Below are 15,476 nucleotides of genomic sequence, written 5' to 3' on the forward strand. Positions count from 1 at the left end.
TGAATAGTTCAAATTCAACTTTGGCGCTTGCTAAACGGTGAATTGCTCGCGGATGATCCGTTCGGAGAGGGCGCGGTCGGGGTCGGAGAGAATGCGGGCGCGCACCGCGCGGTCTTCGCTGACGGCGACGGTGAGAATATCGCGCACTTCGGTGAAATCGGCGACGGCGGCGACCGGGCGTTTTTCTGGCTCCAGGATTTCGAACAACACATCGCTGTTGCTGGCGAGCAGCGCGCCGCGCCAGCGCCGGGGGCGGAAGGCTGAGATTGGCGTGAGGGGCAGCAAATTGGCCGAAAGCGGCACGATGGGGCCGTGGGCGGAGAGATTATAGGCGGTGGAGCCGGCGGGGGTGGCGAGCAGCACGCCATCGCAGATCAGTTCGGGCAGGCGCACCGTGCCATCGATGGCGATGCGGATTTTTGCGGCCTGGCGCAATTGGCGCAGCAGGCTGACTTCGTTGAAGGCCAGCGCCTCTTCGACCGCACCGGACATGGTGACCACATGCATGCGCAGCGGAAAAATATCATTGCCGAGGGCGCGGCCCACCCGCTCGATCAGGCCGGCTTCGGCGTAATCATTCATCAAAAACCCGACCGATCCGCAATTCATGCCGTAGACCGGCACACCGCGCGCGAGGGTGGCGTGGATGGTTTCCAGCATCAGCCCGTCACCGCCGAGGGCGACGATGATTTCGGCGGCTTCGACGGGAGCCTGGCCGTAGCGCGCGGTCAGTCGGTCAAATGCGGCGCGCGCAGCATCGGTCGGCGCGGCAGCGAAATGCAGGGCGATCAAGCGCGTTTTCGGTGATCGGGGGCCGACATGCCGAGCACGCGATGCTCCAGAATTGGCATATCGCGGCGGATGCGGGCAATCATCGCGGGATCGATGCGGGCGGTGGCAAAGCCTGGCCCTTCGGAGACGCGGGCGATCACCGCTCCCCATGGATCGGCGATCAGGCTGTTGCCGAAGGTGACGCGCGGTTCGTTCGAGCCGTCATAATGGGTGCCGGTGCAGGCGGGGGCGACGATATAGCATTGGGTTTCGATGGCGCGGGCGCGCAGCAGCACGTCCCAATGGTCTTTGCCGGTTTGCAGGGTGAAGGCGGCGGGGACGAAAATAATCTCGGCCCCCGCTTCGCGCAGCGCGCGGTACAGCTCAGGGAAGCGCACATCATAACAAATGGTCAGGCCGACGCGATAGCCGCCGATGGGGACGGTCACCACTTGATCGCCGGCGCCATAGACCGCGCTTTCGCGGTAACCCTGGCCGTCAGGGGTGACGATATCGAAGAGATGGATTTTGCGGTAGCGCGCAATCTCGCGCCCATCGGGGGCAAAGATCAGATTGGTATTGAACAGGCGCTCGCCGCCCAACTCGCCAATCGAGCCACCATGCACATGGATATTGTGGGTGCGGGCCATCATGCGCAGAAACTCGTAGGCTTCACCGCCGGGGGCGACGCTACCAGACTGCGATGAGCCGGGGGATGGCAGGGTTTCGGCGGCGGCGAATTTGGTCGCGCGGTCACCGCCGAGGCAGGTCCAGATTTCGGGCAGGGCGACCATGTCAGGCCGGTCTGCCGCCACCGCTTGCTCGATCAGGCGGCGCGCTTGGGCAATATTTTGCGCTTTGTCCGATCCGGGGGCCATTTGTATCGTGCTAATGCGCATGATTTTCTGCTCCTCATCCGATGCTTCGTTGCCAAGCGTGCGCCGGGCGAGCGGGTTACGCAAGCCCCCGGCGGCGCGGTATTTTATTGCCGTGGCTCGTCGATTTCGCGCAGCTCACCATTGGCGACGCTATCCATCGCACTTTGCAAAATGCGCAGCACCGCCTCGTCGGGTAAATTGGCCGAGAGCACGTTGAGCGCGCCGCCGAGCAGGGCGGAGGCGATGGCGATTTGGGGAATATCCTGTTTGACCATGCTCTCGATCAGGCGATCGACGATGACCCCGGCTTTCATCACCATATCGTGATCGATCGGGTCATCCATTTGATCTTCCATGTCGTTTCGCTCCAATTGTTACAGTAGGCGGGATTTATTCTGCGGCGCGCACGGCGGGTGCGGCCTCGATGGCCTCGGACTGCGCCTGCCACATGCTGGCATAGACGCCGCCGGCGGCGAGGAGAGAGATATGGGTGCCGCGCTCGACGATTTCGCCCTCACGGAGCACCAAAATTTCATCGGCATCGATCACGGTGGACAGGCGGTGGGCGATGACCAGCGTGGTGCGATCCCGCGCGACCTGACGCAGCGCCGTGCCGATATCTTGCTCGGTCGCGGTATCGAGCGCGCTGGTTGCTTCATCGAGGATCAGCAGGCGCGGGTTTTTCAGGATGGTGCGGGCGATGGCGACGCGCTGTTTTTCACCGCCGGAGAGTTTGAGGCCGCGCTCGCCCACCCGTGTGGCATAGGCTTCGGGCAGCGAGAGGACGAAATCATGGATTTGCGCGAGGCGGGCGGCTTGTTCCACCTCGGCCTCGGTGGCGCCGGGGCGGCCATAGGCGATGTTGTAGCGGATCGTGTCGTTGAACAGCACGGTATCTTGCGGCACCACGCCGATCACGGCGCGCAGGCTGGTTTGGGTAATATCTCGCACATCCACGCCATCGATACGCACAGCGCCGCCGGTGACATCATAAAAGCGGAACAGCAAGCGCGAAATGGTGGATTTGCCAGAGCCGGTGGGGCCGACCAGGGCAATTTTGCGGCCAGGGGCGGCGGTGAAGCTGACCCCGTGCAGAATTTCGCGGTTTGGATTATAGCCAAAGCGCACATTATCGAACTGCACGGCCACCGGCGCGCCGTGGGCGGGCAGGATTTTGGCGCCGGGCCGGTCCGCGATTTCTTCCTCGGTGCGCAGGAGCGCGAACATTTGCTCCATATCGACCAGCCCTTGTTTCAATTCGCGATAGACAAAGCCCATTAAATTCAGCGGCTGGTATAATTGCAGCAAATAGGCGTTGACCAGCACGAACTGCCCGACATTCATCCGCCCGGCGACCACGCCGGATGCGGCCATCAGCATCAGCGAGACCGCACCGGTGGCGATGATCACCGCCTGGCCGAAATTCAGCATGCTGAGCGTGACTTGTGAGCGTACGGCGGCTTTTTCGTAGGAGGTTAGGCTTTCATCGAACCGGCGGGATTCGTGGGTTTCGTTGCCGAAATATTTGACGGTTTCGAAATTGAGGAGCGAATCAATGGCTTTGGTTTGGGCGGCGTTATCGGTCTCGTTCATCTGCCGACGAAACTTGATCCGCCATGCGGTGAAGGACAGGGTGAAGACCATATAGGTCGCGACGGTGAACAAGGTGACCGCCGCATAGAGCCAGCCGAACAAATGCCAGAGGATGCCGATGGTCAAGGTGAGTTCGAGGATGGTCGGCAAGACTTGAAACGTGGCGAGGCGCAGCACGGTTTGGATGCCGGTGGCACCGCGCAAAATCACCCGCGACAGGCCGCCGGTTTGCCGGTCGAGGTGAAAGCGCATCGAAAGCCGGTGCAAATGCTCGAAGGTTTCGCGCGACACGGCACGGGCGGCGCGCTGCTGCACGGCGGCAAACAGGCCATCGCGCAATTCGCCAAAGCCCGATGACATCACCCGCACCAACCCGTAGGCGATGATTAAGGCGACCGGCAGGAGCAAGGCACCCGCTTTCGGCGAAAGATCGTTGACCGCGCGGGCATAGAGGATCGGGATCAGCACGATGGCGAGCTTGGCGGCGATCAGGGCGGCGATGGCGAGCACCATGCGCACCCGCAAGCCCCATTCGCGCTTGGGCCAAAGGTAAGGCAGCAAGGCGCGCACGGTTTGCCAACTATTGCGGGTGCGCGCGATCTCGACCGTTTGCCCCGGCGCTTGTGTGGGGGTTGGCGTGGGGGTTGGCGTATGGGTGGTGGCCGATGGCGGGCTGGGTAACTGATTTTGTGATCGCGGGTCCATTGACCGGACATGGCACTTGATCCCTTGATTGCCAATGGACCTGCCCTTGACCCTGACCAGTATTACCCCCCTGCTCCGCCATATTGCGGCCTGCCAGACCGCCATTCTGCCCGGTGATCGGCTGGAATGGCGCATCGGCGATGTGCCGGTGGGATTTCTCAAACCTGATTTTGCCGAAGCCTTCTGCGGCTATTTTGGCGCGCAGGCGTTGCGCTCGGCGCGTGGTATCAGCCTGGCGCCGCGCGCGGCGCGGCGGCTGAATGCGGCGGCGGCTTCGTTGGCACCGCAATTTGGCTTTGCGCTCCGGGGCGAAGATTTTGACGTGCGTGCGCCCGACTCGGCGCGGAGCTTGGCGGTGTTGGACCGGGGGGCGGTGCCGAGCTTTGGGGTGATTGGCGCGGGGGTGCATTTGAACGGCGTGGTGCGCCGGGCGAATGGGCCGCATCTGTGGATTGCCAAGCGCAGCGCTAGCAAAAAATTGGACCCGGGCAAGTTTGATAATCTGGTCGGCGGTGGCGTGTCCGCCGGGCTGACGCCAACCGCAACCTTGGCGAAAGAGGCGGCGGAAGAGGCGGCGATTCCGGCTGCGTTGATCGCGGCGGCGACACTTTCCGCCCAGATTGATTACGCGATGGAGCGGCCGGAAGGGCTACGCCGGGACCGGCTTTATTGCTTTGATCTGGTGCTGCCGGAACATTTCACGCCGCGCGCTGCGGATGGCGAAGTTGAATCCTTTGCTTTGTGGCCGGCGAAACGCATTGTGGAGGTGATGCTGGCGGGGGATGATTTCAAATTCAATGTCAATCTGGTGTTGATTGACTGGTTGATCCGTGAACAATTTTTCGCGCCGGACGCGGCACACCGACTGCGATCAGCGTTGGATGGGTCAAATGGTTAAGCGGTTTTTTGAGAGCTTGCTTGGCACGGCGGGGTGATGCGGGGTGCAAAGCAGCCTCGCTCGGCACATTGCCGCCTCCACCAGCGTGCAACTGTTAACAATTTAATTACGCTGGCAATTTACCACAAATTCGTTCATAAGTCCCGCTGGTACCCCGATGAAGCACAGTAAAGCCAATTAGCCAGCAGGATCATAATGTGACCGACGACTCTGATTTTGATGACGATTCCGCCGTGGCGAGCCGAACTGCCGCCACGACGACGCGCTATACCCGGCGCCTTTCAGATAAAATTTTGATTGCATTCCATCATGCGTGTGATCAGGAGGATTTTGAAGTCGCTGAGCGCCTCTTGGGTATTCTGGAGCAAATGCTGACGCGGCGCACCGTGCCGGTTGATGCGAACCGGCGCAAAGGCATTGAAAGCCTAGTCGCCGCGCATGAGCGTTTATGGCATTTACGCCACCCTGAGCGGAAATATGGCTAAGATTTTTGCGTCACATTGTGACGCGGTGCGTTAATCAACCCGAGAGCAAGGGGCCAAAGCCTCTGCGGTGATGCGGGGTTACTCCTAATTTTGTGATCGCGGCGCGATGCTGAGCCGTGCCATAGCCCGCGTTGCGCGCCCAGCCATAGCCCGGATAGCGGGCATCCAAACGCTGCATCAGCCGATCCCGATGGGTTTTCGCGATGATCGAGGCGGCGGCAATCGAGAGCGAAAGACCATCGCCGCCGATCACGGCGCGGCACGCCATTGGCAAATCCGGCGTGCGATTACCATCGACCAGCACATAATCGGGCGCGATGGCGAGGCGCAGCACCGCCCGGCGCATCGCCAACAGGCTGGCCTGTAAAATATTCAGCGCCGCGATTTCGGCCACCGAGGCGCTGGCAACCGCCCAGATGGCGCCCGAGCCGCGGAGCACGTCGCTGATGGCGGTGCGTTCGGCCTCGCTGAGCCGTTTGGAATCATCGATCCGGTTGGCCAGGGCGGGATCGAGGGCGGCGGGTAGGATGATGGCGGCGGCGAGCACCGGGCCGGCCAGCGGTCCCCGCCCGACCTCATCGACGCCGGCGACGCGGCCGCCGCAGGCTTGTTCATAGGCAAGGCTGATCCGGCGCGCGGTGGTCATGGGTCCAGAGCCGCGAGCAGACCATCGATGATGTGTTCGGGCGCGGGCGGGCAGCCCGTGACCGCGAGATCGACCGTGACCAGCCGGACGACGCCGCCGAGCACGGCTGGGCTGTCTTTAAAGACGCCGCCATCGACCGCGCAATCGCCGATCACCACCACCAGCCGGGCATCGGGCATCGCCTCTAGGGTGCGGCGCAGCGGCTCGGCCATGCCTTGGGTGGCAACGCCGGTGACCAGGAGAATATTGGCGGTGCGCGGATCATCGACAAAGTGAATGCCATAGGCGGCGAGGCCGCTTTGCCAGGCGCGCAGGCTGCGCAATTCCAGCTCGCAGCCCCCGCAACTGCCCGCATCGAGATGACGGATGGTCAGCGCCAAGCGCGGGTGCGCCCGGCCTTCGGCGGCGAGGCGTTGCGCCAAGGCGGTGCGGATGGCGGGATCGGGGTGCGGGGGTTTCATAGATCGATCATGCCAATCGGCGGCATCAGCAGTGCGGCGCGGCGGGCGAAGGCGGCGCGGGTTTGTCCGGGTGCGGCGGCTTCCAGCGCGGCAATGGTGGTCAGGCCTTGATTGGCGATGGTGCAGACCGTGATGAAGCCGCCATCAAGGCGCATCCAGCAATCGATCGGGCCATCCAGACCGTGCGCGTGGCCAAGGCCCGCGCCGCTCTGGCTGGCCAGCGCCACCGACCAGGGTTCGGCGCGCTCTGCCGCGCTGAAGGGGGCAAAGGCGCTGCTGGCGAACGCGGCGTCGTTGATCGCTTGCCCAACGCGCAATCGCACCGGTTCCGCGAGATCGGCCCAGCGCCGCCGCCAGCGCCAAGCGCCGAACGGCTGCAGCGCAGCGCGCACAGATTGCAGCAGCGCGATCAAGGCGGGCAGCGCGGTGAGGCGCGGCGCGGTATCGATGCCGCCGGGCACCACCATATCCATCATCAGGCGATGAAAAAAGATTGGCGCTGCAGCGTCGGCAATGTCGGTGCGCAGGGCGATCAATTTTGCCGCCAAGGGAGGTACCGCGCCCATGTCAGCGAGCCGGGCGAGGGCGAGCAAACAGGCCACGCAGCGTTCGGTGGCCGCCATCGCCTCACGCAGCGCCTCGACCGGCGCGGGGATTGCAGCACCACTGGCCGCTTCGGCGGCGCGGGCGAAGGCGAGACTATGCCCAACCGCACTCAGCCCGGCGATGCGGGCGGCGAAGCGCACGGCGGCGCGGGGTGATTTACCCTCGATCAACGCGAGAATACCGCGATGCGCATATCCGAAGCGATGATCGACGCGCAGCACATGATCTCCGGCGAGATGGAGGCGACGATGCATCGGCTCGGCAATCGCGCCGCCCACCGGCCCTTCGCCGATTTGATAGACCCCCTCGCCCGGCGCATCGGTGAACTCGCCACTGCGCTGAGCGAGGCCCAAGTGCGGATGGGCGCTGAGCATGATCGCGAGGGCGGGTTCCGCACCATCGGTCGCAATCGGCAAGACCCAATCATCGCGCCGCACGAGGCCCATGGCGCGGTTTTGCTCCGCCCAGAGTGCGGCGAGTTGGTAGCCGGGCAGCGAGGCGAGCCTCGCCCAATCGGGGGCGGTGAGCACCCGCAACGGCTCGGGGGCGGCGGGCTCGATGGCGGCGCGGGCGAGCAGCGCAATCAGATCATCCGGCGGCGCGGTCATCGCCGCACCCCGCGCAGGCGGATCAGCGCGATCATCGCCATGGTGAGCCAGCCAATCGCCATCATGATGGCCATGCCGCTTTGCTGGACCCGCACGGCTTGCAGCGTGATGACGTCACCCACGAACAGGGCAAAGGGCGGAAAGCCGGCGAGCGCGAGCAACGCCCAAGCATGATCGGGGGCGCGGGCGCGCCAGATTTGGGTGAGCGCGAAGCCGACCGGCAGACAGAATTCAAGCCAGGCGCGATCCAGCCCCGCGCCCGCGACGATGATGCCGATTTGCGCCATGGCCAGATAGGTCCAGGGCGAGTGCTGACCGCCACGCGGACGCAACGCAAACAGCATCAGGGCGCTGAGCACCAGGATCAGCCCGAATGCGGCATCAAGCGATGCGGACCCGCCCGGCGGATGCCAGCGCCACAGCAAGGCGAGGGCAGCGACCGGCGCCAAGGCGGCGCGCGGCCCGGCTTCGAGCGTGATCAGCGCATAGCCGGTCGCGCCGATGAGCCAGAGCAGGGCGGCGAGCGATGGATTGGCCCCAATGGAGATATGGTTGGCGATATTGGGGGTGATATCGGGCGCGATGGCCATCAGCATCACTGCGCCGCCCGCACGCAGGGTGGTGCGAGCGGAAGATTGCGCGCCGAGGCTGAGCAGCGTCACGCCGAGCAGGGCGGTGCCGAGGCTGGCGGTTGGTGCCGCGATGGCGGCGAGGGCGGCGGCGTAGGCGATGATGCGCCAAGCCGGTTCGGGCAGCGCCCCGCGCGGCGCGGTGAGGGGAGGGTTAAGGGTCAGGGCGGCGATCACGATCAGTAACGTGGCGCTGCCGGCGCAAAAATGCAGGATCAAAATTGTGATACTGGCAAGGGCGGCGAGGCGCAGACCGGCAATTGACCCGGTCCAGAGCAGCACCAGCCCGGCCGCGAGCGCGGACAAGGGCAGCACCAAATCGCGGCTGGGGGCAAGCGCCAGGGCGAGGAGCACGGATGCGATGGTGATCGCGATGCGCATCGGGTGCGTCGAGCGCGATGGCGTCATCGCGGCAGCACCATCACCAAGGCGAGGCCGATCAGCAGCATCGCGATCAGGCTGGCGCGCCAGACGCCGCGCGGGGCGATGGCCATGGCGATCATGCCGAGCCCCCAGCGCAGCCAGAAGCCGAGTAGCCCCATTGGCCAGCTTGAGAGCCGGTTGGCGGTGGCGAGCCAGAGCGGGGCGAACAAGGCGAAGACCAGAAGCAGGATGATGACGGGCCGAAGCTGGGCTTCGAGGCGCAGCATCGCGAGATCGGGGCCGGCCAAATCGCCCTCGGGGGCCGTGCCGGGCGCGGTTTGATCATTCGCGAGACCGACAATGGCGGCGGCGAGGGCGAGCAGCAGCACCAGCCGGTTCAACCCGGCCCCGCCCAAGGGCAGGCCGACGCCGAGTGATGCCGAGCCGACCGCGCTGGCCGCAGCGAGCGTGCCGATCAGCAAGATGGTTTGCACCATCCAGAAGCTGCGGGCGGCCAGCGCCGCTGCCAAGCCGCGTGCGCCCTGCCCGGCATCCAACGTGGCGAGCAGCCGCGCCATCCGGGCCAAAGCGAGCAGGCCGATGATCCAGAGCGCCAGACCGGGCACGCCGGTCCAGATATTTCTGGCAAAGCTCGGCACCAGCACCCCGGCCAGGATGGTGGCGGCGAGGGCGATGGCGGGCCATAGGCGCGCTAAGGGTGAGGCGAAATCTGGCTCCAGCCGGGATTGCTGCCAGAGGCTACGCCAATCGCGCAAAGGCTGGGCGAAGCCGCGCCAGCCGAGCCCGGCGCGCCAGCCGGACCAGCCGGTGATCATTGCGGGCGGGATCAGTATGGCGAGGACGATCAAGACGAGACCGATTAATTCGGCGAGGACGGCGCTGAGCAGGGTCATGGTGCCAGCACCTTGGCCAGCCATAATCGCAGCGCCTTGGTCTGATCATCCAGCCAGGCGGGGAGCAAAAATCCGGTGCCCAGCGTGATTGCGGAAAATCCGGTGGCGGTCATTTGGGTTTTTGGGTCATCGAAGGGCAGCCAGAGCGGCGGCTTGGCGAAGCCTTCGGTCCAATGCGGCTGTTCGAGGCGGCGGCGCTGCCGCACCAAGCTCAGGAGCAGGGCCACCAAGCCGCCCAGGCCGCCAATGACGCCGATGAGGGTGAGCTTGCTTGGCAGGGCGATCAGCCCGAGCAGCACCATGGCGGCGGCAAGCCCGGCCATGGCGGCAAAAATTCGGTCGCACGCATCTTCAGCGGCGGCGGCGCGCAGGCTGCGCGGCCGCCCGAGAGCGACCAGCGCAAAACCGCGCAAGGCGGCGACCGCCGAGAGCCCGGCCCAGAGGGCAGCGCCGAGAAAAAATGCACCGGCGCTGAGCGATGGCGCGGGGCCAAGCCCATGGGCGATCAGCACCAGGGCTGCGAAAGCCGGGCCGGGCGGCAAAGCGGAGACGCCCAGCATCAAGGCGAGCAGCACGAAGCTTAAATCCGGCATGCCGCGCGCCAGCCCGCCGAGCCAATCGAGCGCGACATGGCCGGCTTCTTCGCTCAAACGCTGTTCGATCAGCAGCAAGCCGCCGATACTGAACGCCGCACCCGCCGAGGCGACGAGCGTGACCGAGGCGAGGCCCAGCCCCGCGCCCCCGAGCGCGACCCCGAACAGGCCCAAGCCGAATCCCTGCGCCAGGCCGGTAAAATCGGGGGCGCGCAGGGCCAACAGCGCGCCGAGCGGCGCGAGCAGGGCCGCGACAATAAGGGTGATGGCGGCGCTGATGGCGGCAAGCGGGGCGGGCTGTGCGGTGATCAGCGCCCAGATTGCGGTGAGGATTAGGGCGGGTGCGGCACTCAGCGCGAGAGGTTTTGCGTCGGCGCAAAAGGCGGCGAGCATGATGGCAAAGAGCAGTCCGAACCCCGCAATGAGGGGGTCCGGCGCCCAAAAACCGAGGATAATTCCGCCGGTGATGCCGTATAATCGCAGCCGCGCGCTGCGGGGGGCGGCGATCAGCACGGCGAGCGCGACCAGCACCACGGGTGCGAGCAGGCCCCAGCGCAGCATTGATCCCTGCCCCGCGCCGCGCACGGCTACAATTATCCAGCCTGCCACGCCGTTCACGATCATAAGGTCTGCTAGCAGTGCGCGCGTGATCAGGGCAATCGCGGCCATGGTCGCGGGCGGTTAACAATCGGAAATTCCTATTATGATGTCATATAAAATCTATTTGACCTATATATTAGGTGCTGTAGAACCTTGGTCACAACCAACCCAATCCAAACGGAGTGATCATGGACGACGAAAGCAAATGCCCCGTCATGGGCAGCGCGCACAGGCGCATGACCTCGACCTCACTATCCACCCAACAATGGTGGCCCAATCAACTTAATTTGAAAATGCTGCATCAGCATGCGCCCGCGACCAATCCGCTCGGGCCGAAATTCAACTATGCCGAGGCGTTCAAATCGCTCGATTTGGCAGCCCTGAAGCGCGATCTGGTGGCGCTGATGACCGATTCGCAAGAATGGTGGCCGGCGGATTATGGCCATTACGGGCCGTTTTTCATTCGCATGGCCTGGCATAGCGCCGGCACCTACCGAATTGGCGATGGGCGCGGCGGTGCCGGATCCGGGGCGCAGCGTTTTGCGCCGATCAATAGCTGGCCTGACAATGTGAATTTGGACAAGGCACGCCGGTTGCTGTGGCCGATCAAGCAAAAATATGGCCAGAAGATTTCCTGGGCCGATTTGATGATTCTCGCGGGAAATTGCGCGCTGGAATCGATGGGTTTTGAGACATTCGGCTTTGCGGGCGGGCGTGACGATGTTTGGGAGCCTGAGGAAGACACGTATTGGGGGCCGGAGACCACCTGGCTTGGCGATAAGCGCTATACCGGCGATCGTGAGTTGGAGAACCCGCTCGCGGCGGTGCAGATGGGGCTGATTTATGTTAATCCTGAAGGGCCGAACGGCAATCCGGACCCGATGGCCTCGGCGCGCGATATTCGCGAAACCTTTGCCCGCATGGCGATGAATGATGAAGAGACCGTCGCCCTGGTGGCGGGCGGCCACACATTCGGCAAATGCCATGGTGCGGCGGACCCGAGCCAATATGTCGGGCCGGAGCCCGAAGGTGCAGGGCTGGAAGATCAAGGCCTGGGCTGGAAGAGCCGTTTTGGCGATGGCAAGGGCGTACACACGATTTCCAGCGGTCTCGAAGGGGCGTGGACCAAGAATCCGATCCTTTGGGATAATGGCTATTTTGATAATTTGTTCGGCTATGAGTGGGAACTGACCAAAAGCCCCGCCGGTGCGCATCAATGGACGCCCAAGGGCGGTGCCGCCGATGGCACGGTGCCGGACGCGCATGATCCGACCAAGCGCCATGCGCCGATGATGGCGACCACGGATATCGCCCTGCGCGTGGACCCGATTTATGCGAAAATCTCCAAGCGGTTCCACGAAAATCCGGCGGAGTTCGCCAAAGTGTTTGCGGCGGCTTGGTATAAGCTGACGCATCGCGATATGGGGCCGCATGCGCGCTGCCTCGGGCCGGAAGTGCCGCCGCCGCAACTCTGGCAAGACCCGGTGCCGCCGGTCGATCATAAGCTGATCGATGACGCGGACATAGCCGCGCTGAAGGCGAAAATCCTCAGCTCTGGGCTGACGGTTTCGCAATTGGTGACCACGGCCTGGGCCTCGGCCTCGACTTTCCGTGGCAGCGATAAACGCGGCGGGGCCAATGGCGCACGCATCCGCCTCGCCCCGCAGAAATATTGGGAGGCTAATCAGCCGGCGGAATTGGCGAAAATCCTTGCGGTGCTTGAGGGGATCCAAGCGGCGTTCAACGGCGCGCAATCGGGTGGCAAGCGGGTTTCGCTCGCTGATCTGATCGTGCTCGGTGGTGCGGCGGCGATTGAGCGTGCCGCGAAGGCAGCCGGGCATGCAGTGCAGGTGCCGTTCACGCCGGGCCGGACCGATGCGACGCAGGAGCAAACCGATACCGCCTCATTCGCGGTGCTGGAGCCGATGCAGGATGGTTTCCGCAATTATCAGCGCAAAGGCACGGTGCGTCAGGCCGAAGATGCGCTGGTGGATAAGGCCAATCTGCTGACGCTGTCGGCCCCGGAACTGACGGTGCTGATCGGGGGGATGCGGGTTCTGCAGGCGACGTTTGGCCAGAGCCAGCATGGCGTGTTCACGCACCGGCCTGAGCAATTGACCAATGATTTCTTCGTCAATTTGTTGGATATGGGCACGGTTTGGCACGGCGTTGGCGAGGGCGTGTTCGAAGGGCGCGACCGCAAAACCGGCGCGGTGCGTTGGACCGGGACCGGTGTTGATTTGCTGTTCGGCTCCAACTCACAATTGCGGGCGCTCAGCGAAGTCTATGCCAGCGAGGATGGGCGTGCGAAATTCGTCCATGATTTCATCGCCGCCTGGAACAAGGTGATGGAACTCGATCGGTTCGATCGGGCCTGATGCGCGGGGCCGAGATTTTCGAACGAAAGTCTCGGCCCTTTTTTCTCAAACCGCCTCGGTATCGACCGGCCAATCCATGGTGGCCAATCGGCCCGGCGCGAAAATCCAGATGATGGTGCCGCCGATCACGGCGATGGTTGCGATCACGGCGGGGACGGCGATGGTGAATATGCCGGACGCGGTGAGAGCGGCAAAGACGCCGCTATAACAAAATAAATAGCCGCTCATGGCGCAGAAGGCGGCGACGCCAATGCCGCCGAAATCATGCCAGAGTAAGGGCAAGGCTCCGAACAGGCTGCTGCCCAGCATGGTCGCTAAAATCAACACACCATCGATGATCGCGACCTCGATACTGACCATATGAAGCGCGGCGGCGATCGACATGCCGATAATGGCCACGAGCGCACAGCGGATGAACCCGTTGATCAGAAACACCCGAAACACCGATTGACTGTAATTCATCCGCCCGCCATAGCGCCCGGCGAGGAAGGTCAATGCAAAGCCGGAACGGTTTAGCAGCGATTGCGAAAGCTGTGCGACGGTCAGGCCTGCGACCAGGGCCATCGATTGTTCGGCGGCCATGTGCAGTCCGGTGGCGCTGATGCCCGCCATGTTATGATAAATGACGTAATCGACGCCGAACACAATGGCGTATTGCACCGTGATATTGATCAACAGACCGAGCGGCCCGGTGGCCAGCGCGAATTGCGCCGGCACCGGGGCATCCGGCCAGAAGCGGGGCCGCCAATGGATGACATCGATCAGGCGGGCGAGCGTGGGGCGCGATTGCCGCAACTCAGGGCGGGTGGTGTTGCGCGCATTGAGCTGGCGCAAGAAATTTGGCACGCGCCACAACACGCCGATAATCAGCGCGATCATGAGCACAATCAGCGGCAAGGTGATTATCGGCTTGGCCGCGACCAGCCAGCCGAACCAGTGATTTTCAAAGCCGAACAAGACCACGCCCGCGAGCAAAGCGAGGCGCAGGCGGGTTGCCCATAGCCAGAGCGGCCCTGGCATGCCGCGCGCCGAGACGAGCGGTGGCACCATGCTGCCGCTGATCACCACGCCGATGAGGGTTAGGGCGATCAACCCGCTGAGCGGCGCACCGAGCCGCGCCAGCGGGGCATCGATGATCGCGACCACGATCATCAGCATGACCAAAGCCGCCCGCAATTCCGCCGCCAGCAACCCGGGTACGGCGGGGGCATGGACGGCCAGAACCTGGCGCCAATACTGGGCAAGCACCACGCTAGGCAGAATCCAGCACGCGCCCCACAGCAAATAGACCGTGGCGCGATCATGATCGAGCAGTGCAATCGGGTTGCCGTGCTGAAACGCCGCCGTCAAAGCCGACGAGCCAATGATCCAGATGGCAGCGATCACCAGCGGATTTTCGCGCAGGAACACCATCGAGACGTAATTGCGCAAAGCCGCGATCATCGGGTCATTTCCAGGAACGCGGCTTCCAAATCGGGGCTGCGCACCTGCAAATCGCCACTGCCGCGCGCCCGCAAATCCGCTTCCGCCGCCGCGTCCCAGCCATCGACGAGCAAGGCACCATCATCGCGCGCGGCGCCCAACACGCTGAGACGCGCGGGCAGCAGGCCGTGCAACGATCCGCCATCGCTGCGCGCGATCCAACGCGTGGCGGTGCGAAAACGCTGCATCGGCACGTCATGCACGATGCTGCCGCGCCGCATGAACACGGCGCGGGTTGCTAATTTTTCGAGATCGGACAGGATGTGCGACGAGATGATGATGCTGCGCTCGGATGCCCGGCAATAATCGGTCAGGAGGGCGATGAAATCGAGCCTCGCCTGCGGGTCCAAACTCGCTACCGGCTCATCCAAAATCAACAAATCAGGCAAATGGCGCATGCCCAGAACGATGGCGAGGCGCTGTTTTTGCCCGCCCGAGAGTGATTTGACCCGGGCGCGCAAATCCAAATCCGCCCATTGCAGCAACCAAGCGGGCACCTCGCCCGGCGCGTCCGCGTAGAACCGGCCCAGATATTTGATCAGCTCGCCGACGCGATACCAGGTGAAGCCGGTCATGGTTTGTGGCACGAAGCCGGTGCGGCCACGCAAGCGGGGGCTTAAGTTGCTGGCGGTTTCGCCGAAGAGCCGCACATTGCCCGAACTGGGCAGTAAAAAACCAAGCAGACAGCCGATTAGCGTGGTTTTACCCGCACCGTTGGGGCCAAGCAGACCGACGATTTCGCCGCGCCCGACCGACAAGGTGACGTTTTGCAGCGCGGTTTTCGCGCCGTAAACCTTTCCAAGATCCAGCGCCTCCGCGAGCGGGACGCTAACGGCTGCATCCATCAAAACTCCTGTTCAGTCTGC

The 15,476-nt window shown here is 63.8% G+C and carries 15 protein-coding genes; 3 read left to right on the top strand and 12 right to left on the bottom strand.

Annotation, left to right across the window (positions count from 1 at the left end; genetic code table 11):
- Nucleotides 1–30: 30 nt before the first annotated feature.
- From ACYUCQ_RS11440 to ACYUCQ_RS11455, 4 genes are all read right to left on the bottom strand, one after another.
- Entirely contained in the window at nucleotides 31–789 is a 759-nt protein-coding gene (locus ACYUCQ_RS11440) for an NAD kinase (protein WP_460254815.1), read from the bottom strand.
- Entirely contained in the window at nucleotides 789–1,670 is an 882-nt protein-coding gene (locus ACYUCQ_RS11445) for a carbon-nitrogen hydrolase family protein (RefSeq protein WP_460254816.1), read from the bottom strand. The genes ACYUCQ_RS11440 and ACYUCQ_RS11445 overlap by 1 nt, the downstream gene beginning before the upstream one ends.
- 83 nt (nucleotides 1,671–1,753) lie before the next feature.
- Nucleotides 1,754–1,993 (bottom strand): hypothetical protein, encoded by a 240-nt coding sequence (locus ACYUCQ_RS11450; protein WP_460254664.1) that lies wholly within the window; start codon nucleotides 1,991–1,993, stop codon nucleotides 1,754–1,756.
- Between the two features lie 46 nt (nucleotides 1,994–2,039).
- Nucleotides 2,040–3,947, bottom strand: coding sequence for an ABCB family ABC transporter ATP-binding protein/permease (locus ACYUCQ_RS11455; protein WP_460254665.1), 1,908 nt, complete (start codon nucleotides 3,945–3,947; stop codon nucleotides 2,040–2,042).
- 46 nt (nucleotides 3,948–3,993) lie between these two features.
- On the opposite strand from ACYUCQ_RS11455, the gene ACYUCQ_RS11460 reads away from it, so the two are divergent.
- Both ACYUCQ_RS11460 and ACYUCQ_RS11465 read left to right on the top strand, forming a co-directional pair.
- A complete protein-coding gene (locus ACYUCQ_RS11460; RefSeq protein ID WP_460254666.1) occupies nucleotides 3,994–4,845 on the top strand; it encodes an NUDIX hydrolase in 852 nt (283 codons plus the stop codon).
- 233 nt (nucleotides 4,846–5,078) lie between these two features.
- Nucleotides 5,079–5,330, top strand: a complete 252-nt coding sequence (locus tag ACYUCQ_RS11465) for a hypothetical protein (protein ID WP_460254817.1) — start codon at nucleotides 5,079–5,081, stop codon at nucleotides 5,328–5,330.
- A gap of 34 nt (nucleotides 5,331–5,364) precedes the next feature.
- On the opposite strand, the gene ACYUCQ_RS11470 is transcribed toward ACYUCQ_RS11465, so the two are convergent.
- The 6 genes from ACYUCQ_RS11470 to ACYUCQ_RS11495 are packed head-to-tail and all read right to left on the bottom strand — an operon-like array spanning nucleotide 5,365 to nucleotide 10,759.
- Nucleotides 5,365–5,976, bottom strand: coding sequence for a ribonuclease HII (locus tag ACYUCQ_RS11470; protein ID WP_460254667.1), 612 nt, complete (start codon nucleotides 5,974–5,976; stop codon nucleotides 5,365–5,367).
- Entirely contained in the window at nucleotides 5,973–6,437 is a 465-nt protein-coding gene (locus ACYUCQ_RS11475) for an NADH-quinone oxidoreductase subunit B family protein (protein WP_460254668.1), read from the bottom strand. Before ACYUCQ_RS11475 ends, ACYUCQ_RS11470 begins: the two co-directional genes overlap by 4 nt.
- Nucleotides 6,434–7,651: a hypothetical protein gene (locus ACYUCQ_RS11480; RefSeq protein WP_460254669.1), complete on the bottom strand. Its 1,218-nt coding sequence runs from the start codon at nucleotides 7,649–7,651 to the stop codon at nucleotides 6,434–6,436. Before ACYUCQ_RS11480 ends, ACYUCQ_RS11475 begins: the two co-directional genes overlap by 4 nt.
- A complete protein-coding gene (locus ACYUCQ_RS11485) occupies nucleotides 7,648–8,688 on the bottom strand; it encodes a hypothetical protein (RefSeq protein ID WP_460254670.1) in 1,041 nt (346 codons plus the stop codon). The genes ACYUCQ_RS11480 and ACYUCQ_RS11485 overlap by 4 nt, the downstream gene beginning before the upstream one ends.
- Nucleotides 8,685–9,581, bottom strand: a complete 897-nt coding sequence (locus ACYUCQ_RS11490) for a hypothetical protein (protein ID WP_460254671.1) — start codon at nucleotides 9,579–9,581, stop codon at nucleotides 8,685–8,687. Before ACYUCQ_RS11490 ends, ACYUCQ_RS11485 begins: the two co-directional genes overlap by 4 nt.
- The gene (locus tag ACYUCQ_RS11495; RefSeq protein ID WP_460254672.1) at nucleotides 9,554–10,759 is read right to left on the bottom strand and encodes a hypothetical protein; all 1,206 of its coding nucleotides are present in this window, start codon (nucleotides 10,757–10,759) and stop codon (nucleotides 9,554–9,556) included. Before ACYUCQ_RS11495 ends, ACYUCQ_RS11490 begins: the two co-directional genes overlap by 28 nt.
- 179 nt (nucleotides 10,760–10,938) lie before the next feature.
- Here ACYUCQ_RS11495 and katG point away from each other — a divergent pair, with 179 nt between their 5' ends.
- On the top strand, nucleotides 10,939–13,128 hold the full coding sequence (katG, locus tag ACYUCQ_RS11500; RefSeq protein WP_460254673.1) for a catalase/peroxidase HPI: 2,190 nt from the start codon (nucleotides 10,939–10,941) through the stop codon (nucleotides 13,126–13,128).
- A gap of 45 nt (nucleotides 13,129–13,173) precedes the next feature.
- Here katG and ACYUCQ_RS11505 read toward each other — a convergent pair whose 3' ends face one another.
- Both ACYUCQ_RS11505 and ACYUCQ_RS11510 read right to left on the bottom strand, forming a co-directional pair.
- A complete protein-coding gene (locus ACYUCQ_RS11505) occupies nucleotides 13,174–14,571 on the bottom strand; it encodes a hypothetical protein (protein ID WP_460254674.1) in 1,398 nt (465 codons plus the stop codon).
- Nucleotides 14,568–15,455 carry an ABC transporter ATP-binding protein gene (locus tag ACYUCQ_RS11510; RefSeq protein WP_460254675.1) on the bottom strand — a complete coding sequence of 296 codons (888 nt, stop codon included), beginning with the start codon at nucleotides 15,453–15,455 and terminating at the stop codon, nucleotides 14,568–14,570. Before ACYUCQ_RS11510 ends, ACYUCQ_RS11505 begins: the two co-directional genes overlap by 4 nt.
- Between the last annotated feature and the right edge of the window lie 21 nt (nucleotides 15,456–15,476).

This window comes from Acidiphilium sp. MT5, from assembly GCF_054767495.1.